Source organism: Bacillus sp. PK6-16 (genome assembly GCF_056530295.1).
Genome location: NZ_CP096511.1, coordinates 515,127 through 529,985 on the forward strand (window position 1 = coordinate 515,127; position 14,859 = coordinate 529,985).

Annotated in this window: 19 protein-coding genes; 7 read left to right on the forward strand and 12 right to left on the reverse strand. The window is 36.1% G+C overall.

The window, feature by feature from the left end; all coding sequences use genetic code 11:
• Positions 1-52 precede the first annotated feature (52 nt).
• Positions 53-487 carry a hypothetical protein gene (locus M1D66_RS02490; protein WP_001038433.1) on the forward strand — a complete coding sequence of 145 codons (435 nt, stop codon included), beginning with the start codon at positions 53-55 and terminating at the stop codon, positions 485-487.
• A gap of 30 nt (positions 488-517) precedes the next feature.
• On the opposite strand, the gene M1D66_RS02495 is transcribed toward M1D66_RS02490, so the two are convergent.
• On the reverse strand, positions 518-1,333 hold the full coding sequence (locus M1D66_RS02495; RefSeq protein WP_002164635.1) for a YhfC family intramembrane metalloprotease: 816 nt from the start codon (positions 1,331-1,333) through the stop codon (positions 518-520).
• Between the two features lie 100 nt (positions 1,334-1,433).
• Between M1D66_RS02495 and M1D66_RS02500 the strand changes: the two genes are divergently transcribed.
• Complete coding sequence (locus M1D66_RS02500) at positions 1,434-2,168, forward strand: MerR family transcriptional regulator (protein WP_144597245.1); 735 nt, start codon at positions 1,434-1,436, stop codon at positions 2,166-2,168.
• Between the two features lie 34 nt (positions 2,169-2,202).
• Here M1D66_RS02500 and M1D66_RS02505 read toward each other — a convergent pair whose 3' ends face one another.
• Complete coding sequence (locus M1D66_RS02505; protein WP_000744132.1) at positions 2,203-2,781, reverse strand: YhcN/YlaJ family sporulation lipoprotein; 579 nt, start codon at positions 2,779-2,781, stop codon at positions 2,203-2,205.
• Positions 2,782-2,899: 118 nt separating this feature from the next.
• Between M1D66_RS02505 and M1D66_RS02510 the strand changes: the two genes are divergently transcribed.
• Entirely contained in the window at positions 2,900-3,202 is a 303-nt protein-coding gene (locus tag M1D66_RS02510; protein WP_000435943.1) for a YutD family protein, read from the forward strand.
• 10 nt (positions 3,203-3,212) lie between these two features.
• Here M1D66_RS02510 and M1D66_RS02515 read toward each other — a convergent pair whose 3' ends face one another.
• The 4 genes from M1D66_RS02515 to glpX form a co-directional block, all read right to left on the reverse strand.
• Positions 3,213-3,734 carry a GNAT family N-acetyltransferase gene (locus tag M1D66_RS02515; RefSeq protein WP_144597243.1) on the reverse strand — a complete coding sequence of 174 codons (522 nt, stop codon included), beginning with the start codon at positions 3,732-3,734 and terminating at the stop codon, positions 3,213-3,215.
• Positions 3,735-3,746: 12 nt separating this feature from the next.
• Positions 3,747-4,244: a cytoplasmic protein gene (locus tag M1D66_RS02520; RefSeq protein ID WP_047792133.1), complete on the reverse strand. Its 498-nt coding sequence runs from the start codon at positions 4,242-4,244 to the stop codon at positions 3,747-3,749.
• 372 nt (positions 4,245-4,616) lie between these two features.
• On the reverse strand, positions 4,617-4,883 hold the full coding sequence (locus tag M1D66_RS02525; RefSeq protein WP_000392606.1) for a DUF3055 domain-containing protein: 267 nt from the start codon (positions 4,881-4,883) through the stop codon (positions 4,617-4,619).
• A gap of 16 nt (positions 4,884-4,899) precedes the next feature.
• On the reverse strand, positions 4,900-5,871 hold the full coding sequence (gene glpX / locus M1D66_RS02530) for a class II fructose-bisphosphatase (protein ID WP_000439090.1): 972 nt from the start codon (positions 5,869-5,871) through the stop codon (positions 4,900-4,902).
• Between the two features lie 147 nt (positions 5,872-6,018).
• On the opposite strand from glpX, the gene M1D66_RS02535 reads away from it, so the two are divergent.
• From M1D66_RS02535 to M1D66_RS02545, 3 genes are all read left to right on the forward strand, one after another.
• The gene (locus M1D66_RS02535; protein ID WP_000274010.1) at positions 6,019-6,459 is read left to right on the forward strand and encodes a DUF86 domain-containing protein; all 441 of its coding nucleotides are present in this window, start codon (positions 6,019-6,021) and stop codon (positions 6,457-6,459) included.
• A gap of 80 nt (positions 6,460-6,539) precedes the next feature.
• Positions 6,540-7,172: a helix-turn-helix transcriptional regulator gene (locus M1D66_RS02540; protein WP_144597239.1), complete on the forward strand. Its 633-nt coding sequence runs from the start codon at positions 6,540-6,542 to the stop codon at positions 7,170-7,172.
• A gap of 109 nt (positions 7,173-7,281) precedes the next feature.
• A complete protein-coding gene (locus M1D66_RS02545) occupies positions 7,282-8,046 on the forward strand; it encodes a TIGR01457 family HAD-type hydrolase (RefSeq protein WP_086385638.1) in 765 nt (254 codons plus the stop codon).
• Between the two features lie 185 nt (positions 8,047-8,231).
• On the opposite strand, the gene M1D66_RS02550 is transcribed toward M1D66_RS02545, so the two are convergent.
• The 5 genes from M1D66_RS02550 to M1D66_RS02570 all read right to left on the reverse strand — a co-directional run bounded on the left by M1D66_RS02550 (position 8,232) and on the right by M1D66_RS02570 (position 13,693).
• On the reverse strand, positions 8,232-8,813 hold the full coding sequence (locus tag M1D66_RS02550; protein ID WP_000683439.1) for an NAD(P)H-dependent oxidoreductase: 582 nt from the start codon (positions 8,811-8,813) through the stop codon (positions 8,232-8,234).
• Positions 8,814-9,368: 555 nt separating this feature from the next.
• Positions 9,369-10,184 (reverse strand): HAD family hydrolase, encoded by an 816-nt coding sequence (locus M1D66_RS02555; protein WP_049107544.1) that lies wholly within the window; start codon positions 10,182-10,184, stop codon positions 9,369-9,371.
• Positions 10,181-11,293, reverse strand: coding sequence for a cysteine protease StiP family protein (locus M1D66_RS02560; protein ID WP_152122581.1), 1,113 nt, complete (start codon positions 11,291-11,293; stop codon positions 10,181-10,183). The genes M1D66_RS02555 and M1D66_RS02560 overlap by 4 nt, the downstream gene beginning before the upstream one ends.
• Positions 11,294-11,298: 5 nt before the next feature.
• Complete coding sequence (locus M1D66_RS02565) at positions 11,299-12,645, reverse strand: phosphoribosyltransferase family protein (RefSeq protein WP_086385636.1); 1,347 nt, start codon at positions 12,643-12,645, stop codon at positions 11,299-11,301.
• Positions 12,590-13,693 carry an HpcH/HpaI aldolase/citrate lyase family protein gene (locus M1D66_RS02570; RefSeq protein WP_242554973.1) on the reverse strand — a complete coding sequence of 368 codons (1,104 nt, stop codon included), beginning with the start codon at positions 13,691-13,693 and terminating at the stop codon, positions 12,590-12,592. The genes M1D66_RS02565 and M1D66_RS02570 overlap by 56 nt, the downstream gene beginning before the upstream one ends.
• Positions 13,694-13,854: 161 nt before the next feature.
• Here M1D66_RS02570 and M1D66_RS02575 point away from each other — a divergent pair, with 161 nt between their 5' ends.
• Entirely contained in the window at positions 13,855-14,334 is a 480-nt protein-coding gene (locus M1D66_RS02575; RefSeq protein WP_242554974.1) for a GNAT family N-acetyltransferase, read from the forward strand.
• Positions 14,335-14,357: 23 nt separating this feature from the next.
• Here M1D66_RS02575 and M1D66_RS02580 read toward each other — a convergent pair whose 3' ends face one another.
• The gene (locus M1D66_RS02580; protein ID WP_000665103.1) at positions 14,358-14,849 is read right to left on the reverse strand and encodes a phosphatidylglycerophosphatase A family protein; all 492 of its coding nucleotides are present in this window, start codon (positions 14,847-14,849) and stop codon (positions 14,358-14,360) included.
• Positions 14,850-14,859 lie beyond the last annotated feature (10 nt).

Sequence of the window (14,859 nt, forward strand, 5' to 3'; positions counted from 1 at the left end):
GATTTAAATATGTGGAAAAGTAATGTGGATAATGAACATTTGAGGTGCAATCATGAATAAAATGATATGTATTGTATTTAGTCTTTGTTTTTTTATACACTTGTCCACAACTTATGCAGAGTCGAATCAAAAACTAAATTATCCAAGCAATCGAAATAAGTCATTTGTGAGTGAGGATGTTTTTTATAAACAGTTAGATAAGAAAATCTATAAAGAATACAATAATGCAGCATATAGTGTTCGGAAAAAAATCTTATTTAAAGAAGTGGCTGATGAGGAATTTTCTTTCCTACAAAAAACAACCATGGGTTGTCGGAGTAGTGTGATGCTTCAAGATTTTTTTGTTCATCCTGATCGCCAAGTTTATTTTTTCGCTTCCTTTTCTCAAAATGAAGTAGAAGAGTTCCATAAGTACATCGTTATAGATGCAGAAACAAAGAGGGAGCTGCAAGAAGGAAAAAGCTATCACCATTGCGACAATCCATAAAAAATAACCCACCAATCGGTGGGTTATTTTTTACTCCGGCACACTCATTAATTTCGCTTTCATCTTGCGAATAAGAACGACAGCCCCAATTGTGAAGAGAAGGGTAATTCCTTCGGCAACAAAGATATTGATTGTTTTTGTTTGGTAAAGTGCCGCGAAAAAGTCTACAAATGCGTGGAATAGTATAGCGTATACTAGGAAGATATATTTCTTCTGTTTGACTGCGTATAAAACAAGCATTGTAAAGGCGATTTGAAGCACGAGTGCCATAATTCTTTCTAAGCTACCAAGGAAGTATAAGTAGGCAGGTTGCTGAATTAACATGTCCTGTAAAATGCTAAGCTCGGGTTTTTGTTCAATCAGTCGAGCGAAGCTACCATCGTTAATAGAATTAGCAAAGATTAATGCTTGTAATGCAGAAAAACCGCCAATTAAAATAGATTCAATTCCGCCGTGACCAATTCCATAAGCGAAGCCATCTTTATATTCTAGATATTTTTTTAGTAAGAAGAAGAAGGCAACGAAGCGTCCTAATTCTTCAAAAATACCAGCAGTCAATCCGCCATAAATTGCGAAGACAAACGGATTTTCTAAAAATGGAGCGATTGTTGGATTACCGCGCATAAATAGGTGGAATGGTGTTTCAAGAATTTGGGTGAATCCGATAAAGATAAGAACACCAACGCCGACCACTTTCCAATTCATATTATATTTTTTACGGAAATAAACGAGTACGATAATTGGGACCAGAATCGAGACAATGAGTTGAAAAATGATGCTGGCAATTACAGTATTTGAAACCATACTTTCACCGCTTTCTAATATATGTACATATCTATTATGCATGAAATAGGGGAGAGATGAAACTTTTAGAAAGAAAATGAATTTACTTATTGACTCTAACGTTGCGTCATACTTTATCGTATGTACTAAGGGGGAGATACAAATGACAATGAGAGTAAAAGAAGTAGCTGATTTAGTTGGAATTAGTGTGCGCACACTGCATCATTACGATGAAATTGGGTTGTTAACCCCAGACGAGACGACAGAGTCTGGATATCGTCTGTATTCCAATGAAAATTTAGAGACATTGCAGCAAATTTTGTTTTTTAAAGAGCTTGGCTTCCCTTTGAAGAAAATTAAAGAGATTATCATGAGTCCATCATTTAATCGCGAAGAGGCACTACAGCTTCATAAGAAGATGCTTCTTGAAAAGCGTGCCAGATTAGATAAGGTGATTGCGACTATTGATAAAACAATTCAGCATACAAAAGGAGAGATTGAAATGACGAATAAAGAGAAATTTGAAGGATTCGATTTCAGCCATAACCCATATGAAGAAGAAGCACGTGAAAAATGGGGAGACGCAGCTGTAGATAAAGCGAACGAATATGCAAAAGGTATGTCAAAAGAGAACCAAGAGGAGTTTAATGCTATTTATAGAAATTTAGCAACGCTTAGACACGATGCACCAGATTCTAAAGAGGCGCAGGCAGCTATTAAAGTATGGTACGATTACTTGCAAAACTTCGGTGAATATTCGTTAGATGCTTTTAAAGGACTCGGTCAAATGTACGTCGCTGATGAGCGCTTTACGAAAAATATCGATAAGTTTGGTGAGGGATTAGCGCAGTTTATGTGTGATGCGATGGAGGTTTATGCGGATTGTAATAAAAAATAAAAAGTAAAACAGGTGGAGATTTTCTCCACCTGTTTTACTTTTTAATCATATCATTCAAAGTCTGATCTCCCGTATTGTTCAAATGAGGATTTTTACTCATTTCTCGTTTTAACATATCGAGGCTTTGTGTATATTCTGTATCATTTAATGCGCCAGATTGAAGCCCTTGAATTTGAGAAATCAACTTTTGGTCTGTTGATACATATGCTTTATAATAGCGAGGGACGATGGACAAAGCAGCTCTATATACTTGATCCGCTACGAGTTTTGGATCCGTTGTGTTTGCACGGTATACAACGAACACTTCATCATCAGTAACGAGTGTAGCAGCGTTTGTAACGTCAGGAAGTTTGACTGTCATGCTTGTAATCATTTCAGCGACCTTCTCGCGATTAATGGCTCCTACTTGTTTGTTAGATACTTCATGCTTTTGTTTAGAAGAATAACCGACTCTTGTGAGTCTTGTATTTGTATTTTCCGTATGATACATGTCGTTTTTATTGGAAACAAGAACACGGCTTCCTTCTTCACGTTCCATTTCAGCTTTGTTCGCTGATTGGCAGCCTGCAAATAAGGAAAGAGTGAGAAGAGAAAGTAAAATTTGTTTTTTCACGATGTATCACCTCCTTCTCCATAGCATGTACTAATTTGCAATTTTTTGTATTTGAAATTGTTGGTTGTTATGCTTTGTGATACGATAAAAAGAAGAATGCTTAGAGAGGAAGTTAATGATGGAGCAAAAGCAAGAGATTCATGCTACGGTGAGCATTAATAATGTTCAGTACGAAGTAATTAAAAACTTTCGTGACGGTTTTAGTGAAGAAGCATTTAAAGAGCGCTATGCAGAAATTTTAAATAAATATGATTACATCGTTGGGGACTGGGGATATGAGCAACTTAGATTGCGCGGATTCTTTGATGATAGTAACCAACGTGCGACATATGATACGAAAATTAGTACGTTAACGGAGTATTTATACGAGTACTGTAACTTCGGTTGCGCACATTTTGTATTACGAAAAGTGAAGAAATAAAAAAATCCTCTTACAATTGTAAGAGGATTTTTTCATAGCAGTTATACCAATTGTGAGGAGGCTGTTTACTTGAAAAATAAACAGCACCTCGACAAATATAATGATTCTTTTCATACAAACGCAATGAAACGGGATTGCCAGTGAAAGCATCTAATCGTATGCCCGTATAGTCTTTTCGTTTTGCTTCATTTTCCCAAAAGGATAAAAGTACTTTGCTATATCCTTTTCCTTGGGCGAAAGGATGGATGACGAAAGAATGGACGATAAGAAAGCGACCGTGTGTTTCTGACCAATCAATTAGCTCATATTCTGGAGATTGCCACTCATTCAACACAACAGCACCAACGAGCGAATCATGCTCAAATAGGCAGTAGAGTTCACCTTGTTCTAAGTGATAGGCAATATGTTCTCGAGTCGGATATGAATCATCCCATTGATAAATTTTCTTTTGTAAGAGCGCTTTTTTACATTCTGTATACATTGCATCTAATTCGTCTAATAAATTCATCGTACCTTTTCTCACATTTAGCATGAGACTCCCCCCTTATAAACAAATTGAAATAGAATCGCCTTCAGAAAGTATTGTATTTGGCTTCATTTGTTGTCCGTTCAATTGAATATCCCCATTTTTAATTTTATCCACAATGCGTGTACGGCTCCAGTCGGAAATATATGTGGATAAGGCTTTATCGATGCGGTGGGAACCGAAAACGATATCTAATACGATCGTGATTTCGGTTATGCCGCTTTCTTGATGTTGCGTAATGGAAATGGTAGTAGTTGTTTCCGTTTGATCTTGCTGAGTCATATCGATCGTTTCAACGTGATCAGTAAATGCTTTATAAATACGAAGTTTTTGATTCCACGTATGGTCTTTCGGACATTTATAAATGGCAAAGCGGTATATGTTTTTTCCGTTGGCGTTATGCCTACGAATATTTGTATCGGTAAATAGGGTAGTACGTCTGCAATTTTTACAATATTTTTCGATTGTGTTTTGCTCGTTTTCATATAAACTCCAAGAAAGTTGTACTTTCTGCATTTTCCTTCACCTCTTATAGTAGTGGCAAAGAAACGTAATACAGCTATTTGGATGTCTTGTAGTATGAAGACATGAGAAAAAGACAAAAATAAAAGGAGGTCCCCAAAGAGGAACCTCCGTAAACATCATACTACAGATGCAATACGTTCCTTTGTAATGGGAATGGGCAGACTACTCCCTTGAAAAAGCACGGTGCTTTTTTGAGAGTAATGCTATCCAATTGCTGGTCCATTACAAAGTAAATGTTGGCATACGTAGATAACGTCCTTTCTATCCAAATAGATTTATTCTTAATTATAACACAAAAGATTGAAAATTCAAAACTCTATTAATGAAAAAACACCAGCTAAAATAGCTGGTGCATACGATAAATTATATAAGTTCAAATAAAAATGAGCGTAATTCTTCTGCAATTTCTTCAGTCATAGAAAATGCATGCTCTAAGTAGCCTGGTTCGTTTAAATCGTCAGCACCGATGATTGCAAATTTATTGCGCTGCATATCAAGGACAATTGTTTTACCGTAATGACGATCGGAGTATAATAGCGCTAAATCGTGACGCTCATTTTCTCCCATAAAGCTAACGAAACGAGTTTTTGTAGCGACAGTATCGTCGTACAGAAAGAAACGTTCTTCCATACACATGGCTCCTTTATTAAATATCTAAGTTTAAGTGTGGTTTATGATCTAAATGGTGATGTGTTTTAATGAATCGTACTGTTCTTGTTTTGTAACGCATTACGATAGAGTATGTTTCAGCTAAGTCTCCGCCAAGGAATTTAACACCGTCTAATAACTCACCAGCAGATACACCAGTTGCTGAGAAGATTGCATCATCCCCAGATACTAAGTCATCTAACATAAGAAGTTGACGAGGATCTTCTAATCCCATTTCACGACAACGAGCTTCTTCTTCTTCGTTCATTGGAACTAAGCGAGCTTGCATTTCACCTTCAAGGCACTTTAATGCTGCTGCAGAAATAACACCTTCTGGAGCTCCGCCAATACCTACGAATAAGTCGATACCCGTTCCAGGTAGTGCTGTTGCGATTGACGCACCAACATCACCGTCACCAAATAATTTTACGCGTGCACCTTTTGCACGAACACGGTCAATAATATCTTGATGACGTTCACGTTCTTGAACGATAACTGTTAGATCGCGAATCTTTTTATTGTTAGCTTCTGCTACAATTTCAATTGTTTTTTCAATTGGATCATCTAAGCTAATTTTACCAGCTGCTTTTGGACCAACCGCGATTTTTTCCATGTACATATCAGGAGCATGAAGAAGGTTCCCTTTGTCTGCGATTGCAATAACTGCCATTGCATTTGCAAGACCTTTTGCAACGATGTTTGTACCTTCTAATGGATCAACGGCGATGTCTACTTCTGGACCGTTACCTGTTCCTAGTTCTTCACCAATATACAACATCGGTGCTTCATCAAGTTCTCCTTCACCAATTACAACTGTACCTGCCATGTTTACTGAATCGAACATATCACGCATTGCTGTAGTTGCTGCATCATCTGCTTCATTTTTCTTTCCGCGGCCCATCCACTGTGCGGATGCTAAGGCTGCTGCTTCTGTTACACGGACAATTTCTAGTGCGAGTTCACGTTCCAAGATTCCATTCCTCCAATTTCAAAAATCATACAAATATAACTATAACAAATAACGGAGAAAAGGTGAATTCGAAAAATTGTCGATTTTTTCAGAAGAAAGCGTTACAATTAAAATGTAAATGCTTTAATTTCCAGGTAGGTGACATTCATGTATTTTGTAGACAGAAAGAAAATAGAACAAATGCTAGTATGTTTAGAACGAGCAACAAGTACATTTCAAGAGAAAAAGATATATGAAACCGAGTTTGAATTTTACGCATTAGAGCGCATAGCCCATCTTATTATTGATACTGTATTAGATGTAGGAAATGCGATGATTGATGGATTTATTATGCGCGATCCAGGAAGCTATGAAGATATTATTGATATTTTAATGGACGAGCGAGTGATAAGTGAAGAAGATGGACAAGGGATGAAAGAAATTATCCTTCTTCGAAAAATGCTTACGCAAGACTATATTCAAATGAATCATGATGAATTATATAAGACGATTCAAAAACATATTGCAGTGGTAGAGAAATACCCAGCAAATATTCGCAGTTATTTAGAAAAGGAATTAGGACCTGTATCTGCATTTGTACCAGAATAATTATGCTTATAAGATCCCCAGAGAATGCCTTTTGGGGATCTTATATTGTATGTGAGAAAGAAAAGGGAGAAGGGTGAAGTATGGGGGAAGCACGTACTACGAAAGACGAGATTGTACAATTGTTGAAAGTAAAGGGAGAGCACACGGTAGCGGAACTAGCTGACGTTTTAGAGATTACAGAAATGGCGATTCGAAGACATTTAAGTAATCTTGAGAAAGACGGACTCATTTATTCTAAGATGGTAAGGCAACATGTCGGAAGACCAACTTATTTGTATGGATTAAGCGAAAAGGGAGAAGATACATTCCCGAAAGAGTATAAGCAATTTGCGATTGATATGCTAGAAGATTTAGCTCGAATGGGCGATGAAAAAATACTTCGTTACGTTTTAAAAGAGAGAACGAAGCGAATGGAAGAACAGTTACAAAAGAGAGTGAGTAATCAAAAGAATTTAGCATATAAAGTGCAAGAGATAGCAGCTATGCAAGAGAAAAATGGTTATATGGTTCAAATAAAGAGAGATGGAGAGAAATCTTTCGTAATTGAAAAACAAAACTGTCCGTTAAAGGAAATTGCCGAGAGATTCCCGCAAGTGTGTGCAGATGAAAAAGAAATGTATAAGCGTTTATTTACGAACGCAGAAGTGAAAACGCTAGCAAATATGTGCGAGGGCGATTGTAGTTGTTCTTACCAAATAAAAGAGAAAAAATGAACGTTATGGGGCGCTTTAAGGTAAAGCGTTTTTTTCTTTTGGAAAAGCGGGTAATATAAGAGTGGTATGATAAGGTGAGAACGTTAGCATAGAAGGAGAGACATAATCGATGTATAAAGGTTACTTAATTGACTTAGACGGTACGATGTATCGCGGAGAAGAACAAATTGAAGAAGCAAGCGACTTCGTAAAAGCATTAGGAGAGCGCGGCATTCCATATTTATTCGTTACGAATAACTCAACTCGCAAACCGGAACAGGTGGCAGAAAAGCTTGTTCGTTTCGATATTCCAGCGAAAGCAGAGCAAGTATTCACAACGAGTATGGCGACTGCGAACTTCATTTATGAACGTAAACAAGACGCAACTGTATATATGATTGGTGAAGAAGGCTTACACGATGCACTTGTGGAAAAAGGATTTGAACTTGTGGATGAAAATCCTGATTTCGTTGTTGTGGGTTTAGATCGTGACATCACATATGAAAAATTAGCAAAAGCGTGTCTTGCTGTGCGTAATGGCGCGACGTTTATTTCTACAAATGGGGATATTGCCATCCCAACTGAGCGAGGATTATTACCAGGTAATGGTTCATTAACATCAGTTGTAGCAGTATCAACAGGTGTGGATCCAATCTTTATCGGAAAACCAGAATCAATCATTATGGAACAAGCTTTGAAAGTGCTTGGCATAGAAAAAAATGAAGCATTAATGGTTGGGGATAACTACGATACAGACATTTTAGCAGGAATAAATGCTGGTATGCATACCCTTCTTGTCCACACTGGAGTCACAACTGTGGAGAAGTTAACAGAATACGAAGTACAACCAACGCAAGTTGTGCATAGCTTGACGGAGTGGATTGAGAAGATGTAATGAAAAAAGCTGTTCCAAACTTTGGAACAGCTTTTTTTCTGATATTTGCTGGCAGCCCGATTGGTGTGGGCTAACATTCAGTTGTGACTAGTGTTGATTTTTATCGGTAAGTCGATATATTTGAAAAATCGCCGATATAATCTGAGTTGCGCCGATATATTTAGAAAATCGCTGATATAATTTTATTAGAATGCACGATTCACAACGTCTTTCACTTCTTCAAGATATTGCTTACGCACACTGTCATCCACAGAAGGAACACTTGTATAGAATGTATGCTCAATTGTTTCAATGCCTGTAAATTCAAAAATACCAACATCCGCTGTTTTCTTCATTGCATCAAACATGCCCCCTGCTGTGTATGCTTCTTTCGTATTGCCCATTGTAGATAATAACAATCCTTTTTTACCGCTTAATAACTTTTCAATGCCGTTTTCACCGTAAGCATAAGCAAATCCATGGCTAAATACACGGTCAACGTATCCTTTTAAAATAGCAGGAAGTCCCGCCCACCACACTGGATAAATGAATGTAATGCTATCAGCCCAAGAGATATGCTCTTGTTCTTCTTTAATATCTTCTGGTGTATTTCCTTGAGAAAATGAGATGAAATCGGAAGCGCCTAATACTGGATTAAAGTTTAATTCGTATAGATCGCGAACGCGTACTTCGTGACCTTTTCCTTCTAATTCACTTTTTACCGTTTCTAAAATCGCATGGTTGAAGCTTTCTGTATTCGGGTGTGCATAAACGATTACATGTTTCATTTTTCTTCCTCCTATTTGTGGATATGTGAATAGCTATTTGTATTTCTGTAACTATTATGGTTACTACCTTTATAGAAGTCAAGTAATACATATGTATGTATAAAAAGACGCTCGAAAATCGCCTTTTTATACACCACTCATACAAAGTACAAAGAAAACAAATAAAATGATAACAATACCAATACCGAAGTTAAATACGAGGGTACTATCCATATATGTAGCCTCCTTATTTGAAAGTAAAAAGCACTCTAGTTAAGAGTGCTTTTTTATTTTGAATCTACTTTATAACTTTTAGAAAGTGATTCATGCGTGTCATGATTTACATTATTTTATGTATTTATACTTTGAAATGAGTAAGTCCTTGTTGGATATAGAAAAAAAGACACTCGTTGGAGTGTCTTTTAAGATGACAAAATGTGCCAATTGCTTGAGGTTGATAAGACGCTAATTTCCGTTTTAACGCCTTTTCTCTAATCAAGAAGTGTAGCAACAGCGATTCAAATAAATTGTACCATCTGTTTAATAGCTGTGCGTATGCAATTGTGCATATGATGATCATGAGGTAGGTAATGAACTGTGAATAATTTGAAGTGATTTATTTACGATTTCTTCTGCGGCATATATGCCGATTGCGTCTGTTTTTAAAATATGGGGTTGTAAGCTATCATGCATTGCCCCTAACTCACCATGAAGTGGTGCGAAGGCATGGTTCGCCTTTTCAAGCATGCATAAATCAAGTAAAGAATCCCCAGCTGTAATAATCGTATCTATTTGCAAAATTTCTTTTATATATTGCACGGCGTCCCATTTATTAATTGGTTTTGGTACAAAGTATAGCTTTCTACCTTGAAGTGAATGATTCCAGCCTTGTTTGTCTAACCAGGAAGTGAAGGATGATAATTCATCATAAGGAATGTTCTCCCGTTTAATAATGCAATAATGGAATAGATCATCAGCTGTTTTTTGCGATATAACCCAATCTTTATGAGCTATTTGTCCAAATTCCTTTAGTATGTCGTTTCTCTCTATACATTCAACCGATAGTCTTTCTTTTACTGTCCTGTTCCAAGTACCATCTTGTTTCCCATTATGAAGGATATTGCCGCCGTTACTTGTAATGGCGTATTCGGGAATGATTTCGTTTTGGAATAAAGCAATACGCTGAAACTGCTTAATAGTTCTTGTTGTAACTGGGATGAAATGTGAGTGCAGTTGTAATTTTTTTAGTAGTGAAATGGTTTTATGTGATATGAAAGAAATTTCTTTCCCATCTAAAGTTTCAATGAGTTGAATTGATTCATCTTCTATAGGGGCACGAAACGATTTCCGGGAATAAATAAGCGTCTGATCAAGATCACTGGCGAAAATCATATTGTTTCCTTCCTAAGAGGCTTAATGAGCCCGCAACATGAATAAGCCATATTCTCATAGATTTCAATTGGGACATTCTTTTCTTTAGCGAGAAGTAAAATATGCTTTAAATCGGGATTGTTTTGCTTACGTATTAAAATTTTCCACGGTATTCTCCGGAGTAATACACGAGTTGTTTCACCGACTCCTGGTTTAATTAAGTTAATATCGTCAATTTCAAAGTGATTTTGGATAGACTGTATATCTTTTAATCCTTGCCAAGAGGGATCAGTGTAAGTTGAAGTAATATAACGTAATTGATTATCTATATGAGAATGAACAGAAGGGAATAACTCTGTTACCTCATCAACGAAGAAATTTGATAAGTCTTCTTGTTCTAGCTCTTTATAATATTTAACACCATGAAAATCATTTGGACCGATATAGGTGTCATTTAGTACAGTGCGGCTAATTAGTCCAGAGACTGTTGCATTTAAGCAAGCGCTAGGAATAAGAAAATCTTCACGTGTACCGTAAATTGAAGTACAGTAACCGGGATCAGCAAGCACAGCCATACAATGAGAAATGTGTGTATTATTTCGTTCGTTAAATGTGTGTACTGCATATTCTAATTCTTTTTTTATTGCACCTTTTCCAGTCCACCCATCAATGAATTGAATTGTTTCTTTAGGGTGATGTTCCAAAATATAATGGAGTGCATTTTCATCAATACCGCGTCCGCGAACAATAGAAATACAATAGTGAGGTACATCAAGGTTGTATTGATAGCGTATGTAGCGTTTGATAAGAATGCCAATAGGTGTACCAGCACGAGCTAATGAAACGAAGACAAGGTTAGTTCCTTTAGTTTGTATAATCTGTTCGGCGACAACTCCAACAGCGATGGCTAGTTTGTGTTTATATTGTTGCAGGGAAGAAAAGAATAAATCCATATACGCTTTAGATGGTTTATATTCCATTGGTAACATTTCGGAATAATGTGTGCCAGCTTGAATTGATTGTTCTCTAGTTTCCGTGGAACTTTCTTTCATTAAATCACTAATATCTTTTAATAGAAAAATAGCATCATTTGGATTGTAACTACTAATATGAGAATTTACTTTTACCATAATTATCAACCTTCCTTTTCTATGCTATTTGAAAATGAGACGATATGAATAAAAGGAATAACTGTTTGTAACTGCTGTAGAAGAGGAAACAGGGCTTCTTCTCCTAAATCACGCTCAATAAAAACAAATACTTCATCGTAATCATGAGGTGAAATATTATAAAAGTAATTTGTAATAGTAGAATTTTCAGGACTTGGATATGAGAAATGATTATGAATGGCGTAGTTCACATCATTTGAAACAGGATGGATAGGACTTCTTGTTGTAGATTGATATAAAATATTTTCACCCATTTCAGCAGCAATTTTCATTGGGATATACATAAATTCACCCGTTCCGAGACAGAGTGTTCGTTTTCCCATTCTTTCTCTTTTTAAAGTTTTTCCTGCTTCTTGAGCGAAAGAATGAATGTGCTTTTGTTCATATGCTGAAATGCCAAATCGCCCAGTATATTTTATATAATTTGATGTATAGGGTGATTTTGGACAGGTAAGGGTATGCTTTTTGAAATCAGGTTTTGTTTCTTTAATTTGAATATCTGTTTTTGCAATATTTAATGGTTGGCCAGTTGTATGAATACTGCCTTCTAATAAAGAAATAACATGAATCTTAATTTGAAGTTCTTCTTCTAATTGTTTAAATTGTTTTCTATTAGTATGAGAACGCCAGTCTAATAAAGAAGCAATTATATATTCTTCTCGTGGGAATTTATTTTGAATAGATCTAATAATATTTAATGCTGTTTTTCCTGTTGTCATCTCATCATCTACGAGAACAATCGGGTTGTTGTTTTGAAAAAAGCTTTCATCTACATAACAACGGTGCGATGTTGCATGAGAATGTTCTTCCTCAAATGTAATGACAGATTCTAGGTGGGGTATCGATTCCCTAGTTGTATGCACATACTTTGCATTTTGAAAGCATTGAAACATAGAATGACCAAGTGCTGTCGCTGTTTCAGCGAATCCGATGAACAAAACTTCTTCTTGCAGAGGATATTGATAACGAAATACTTCCTCTGGGATTTCATCAATTTCTAATGAAATGAGATTTAAAATTTCTTTTTGAAATGGATGAGAAATATTATGTAGTATTTCCAAATATCTTGCAGCGAGAGCAACTCCACTTGATAGAGAGACTGCAGGTTTAATAGGAAGATGCTTTCCAAGGATTGTACTCACAAATAAAAAACTACGTTTCTTATTTATTCTCGCAGCCATTTGAAAAAGATTGTCTAGCGCTAAATTATATGGATTATCACGTACTTCTACATGGACTTGTATATTATTTAAAACGTTATACGTGTTGCTTTGCGTTTGTAATAAGGAGATCGGTGAATTGTTTGTTTTCATGTAGCACCCCGTAAATATTAGATTTTAAAATGGTTTTGCGAGCCCAGCTATAATGAGGTTTTACTTCATTCATTTTGTTAGAAAAACTGCTTTTTAGCACTCCATTATACGTATCTGCATTTTGTAAAATTGATCTCGCATCTAAATAATCTTCCATTGTGACAATGTGCATTGCTTGTACAACTTTAATATGAGATGGGTGAATAACTGTCTTTCCGATTAAGCCATTTGCATGGTCAAGTGATACCTCTTGAATAAGCCCTTCTTCATGATCATTAGAAAAATATTCCCATACACATCCTGAAATAATATATTCATTTGTTGCCCTTGAGAAAACGTTAATAATGTCTGAAATACAATCACGGACAACGGTAATATGATAGATAGGTGTGTATTTATTGCGCCGAATACTAAATATACTTGAAAAATCAGTAGCACCAATACGTACATTTAAGATGTAATCGTGATAAGAATCTAGTAAATCCTTTATTTGTAATAATGATTCTGCCCGTGTTTCCTTATACATAATTTCGGGGGATTCTAAAATCGGCATGCCATATAGCGATAATGAGTATAGCTCGTTTATATATGCAAGCTGATCGATATAAGTCTTTCCGTTAATCGGTGTGAATTTTGGAAAGACAAAACCACATAAACAATGAACAGCACTACCTAATTCAGTAACAATTGTCTTCAGTTGACTTGGCTGTCGAACTCTAATAAAAAGAAGCGGGATGTCTGCTTGATTTAGTATGTTGGCACTGACTAAGTTAGCGATTTGCTGTATTTGAACGACGATGTTTTGCTCTGCAAGTTTTACTTCCTCATCGCTGATAGCGTCCTCTAGACAAAGAATAATTGAGGTAGCATCCACATGTTTCTTTCTAATTATATCTTCCGCAATCGTTTCTTTCGTGCCGGGAGTATATAGTGTGGCACCTAGTGCGTAAGCTAGTTGTTCTTTCCCTATATTTTTTGAAAAACTAAGAGGTTCTTTATAGAAAAAATTTTGCCGTTCTTCCGAGGAGAGATAAGAAAAGTAATTCAAATTGTCACCACCTTATTTGTAATGATTCTGTTTAATCGTAACATAATAAGAAAAATCTTCCATAAAAATAAAGCGAGAAATTAAAAAATATATTGAGAAAGATGAATTATAAGATGAATATCGAATATTGTTAATAGAAATATAATAGGGGGAAAGAGAAAGTGGATATACATAAGTTAACAGAGGAAGAAGCAAATGAGATAAATACTTGGACGTACGAGGAACCTTATAGTTTATATAGTTTTTCAGGCGAGAAAGAAGTAATAGAAGAGCTATTAGATGGAACGTATTATGGCTGTTGTGACGATCAAGGAGACCTCATCGGTTATTTTTGTTTTGGAGCAAATGCACAAGTGCCAGGTGGAAGAGATGCTAATTTATATGGTGGAGAAGATGTGATTGATATCGGACTTGGCATGAAGCCGGCGTTAACTGGGAAAGGAATGGGGAAAGAATTTTTCCAAGCTGGAATAGCGTTTGCCACGAAAGAGCTTAATGCAAAAATGTTTCGATTAAGCGTAGCGACATTTAATACAAGAGCAATTACGTTATATAAAAATATCGGATTTAAAAAAGGGACTATTTTTTTGAGTCGCGGAAGAGAATTTATACTTATGGAATACGAAAGGCCGTCAGCATGAAACTGACGGCCTAGAAAACATTATTATTCTGAGTGCTCAGCTCGGTGAGCTAAACGGCTTGACGCAGCGGCAGCGATTCCGCCAACGATATCATCAAGGAACGTGTGCACCTTTCCAGTTGATTTATCATTTAAGTATTCTAAAATACCAGGTTTTAATTTATCAATATATCCAAAGTTCGTGAAACCGATAGAACCGTACACGTTCACGATAGAAAGTGCGATAACTTCATCAATTCCGTATAAGCCTTCATCACGTTTTACAATATCTTGTAACGGTTCACTTAGCATTCCCTTTTCAGCAAGGACATCAAGCTCGATACCAGTAATCAGTGCGTTTTGTACTTCACGTTTTGATAGTACACGTTCTACATTGTAACGGCATTCTGACATCTCTAAATTTGGATGATATTTTTTTTGAAGAAAATGAACAAGTTCAGCAATATCATCAATTGTTACACCGCGTTCTTGTAATAGTTGTAATGCTCTTTCTTGTAGTTGATTTGATTCTTTCATGTTTATCACC

What these genes read in the sequence shown, in the direction of transcription:
- M1D66_RS02490 (WP_001038433.1), top strand. Translation starts at nt 53, where the DNA reads ATGAATAAAATGATATGTATTGTATTTAGTCTTTGTTTTTTTATACAC.
- M1D66_RS02495 (WP_002164635.1), bottom strand. Translation starts at nt 1,333, where the DNA reads ATGCATAATAGATATGTACATATATTAGAAAGCGGTGAAAGTATGGTT.
- M1D66_RS02500 (WP_144597245.1), top strand. Translation starts at nt 1,434, where the DNA reads ATGACAATGAGAGTAAAAGAAGTAGCTGATTTAGTTGGAATTAGTGTG.
- M1D66_RS02510 (WP_000435943.1), top strand. Translation starts at nt 2,900, where the DNA reads ATGGAGCAAAAGCAAGAGATTCATGCTACGGTGAGCATTAATAATGTT.
- M1D66_RS02515 (WP_144597243.1), bottom strand. Translation starts at nt 3,734, where the DNA reads ATGCTAAATGTGAGAAAAGGTACGATGAATTTATTAGACGAATTAGAT.
- M1D66_RS02520 (WP_047792133.1), bottom strand. Translation starts at nt 4,244, where the DNA reads ATGCAGAAAGTACAACTTTCTTGGAGTTTATATGAAAACGAGCAAAAC.
- M1D66_RS02525 (WP_000392606.1), bottom strand. Translation starts at nt 4,883, where the DNA reads ATGGAAGAACGTTTCTTTCTGTACGACGATACTGTCGCTACAAAAACT.
- M1D66_RS02535 (WP_000274010.1), top strand. Translation starts at nt 6,019, where the DNA reads ATGTATTTTGTAGACAGAAAGAAAATAGAACAAATGCTAGTATGTTTA.
- M1D66_RS02540 (WP_144597239.1), top strand. Translation starts at nt 6,540, where the DNA reads ATGGGGGAAGCACGTACTACGAAAGACGAGATTGTACAATTGTTGAAA.
- M1D66_RS02545 (WP_086385638.1), top strand. Translation starts at nt 7,282, where the DNA reads ATGTATAAAGGTTACTTAATTGACTTAGACGGTACGATGTATCGCGGA.
- M1D66_RS02550 (WP_000683439.1), bottom strand. Translation starts at nt 8,813, where the DNA reads ATGAAACATGTAATCGTTTATGCACACCCGAATACAGAAAGCTTCAAC.
- M1D66_RS02555 (WP_049107544.1), bottom strand. Translation starts at nt 10,184, where the DNA reads ATGATTTTCGCCAGTGATCTTGATCAGACGCTTATTTATTCCCGGAAA.
- M1D66_RS02560 (WP_152122581.1), bottom strand. Translation starts at nt 11,293, where the DNA reads ATGGTAAAAGTAAATTCTCATATTAGTAGTTACAATCCAAATGATGCT.
- M1D66_RS02565 (WP_086385636.1), bottom strand. Translation starts at nt 12,645, where the DNA reads ATGAAAACAAACAATTCACCGATCTCCTTATTACAAACGCAAAGCAAC.
- M1D66_RS02580 (WP_000665103.1), bottom strand. Translation starts at nt 14,849, where the DNA reads ATGAAAGAATCAAATCAACTACAAGAAAGAGCATTACAACTATTACAA.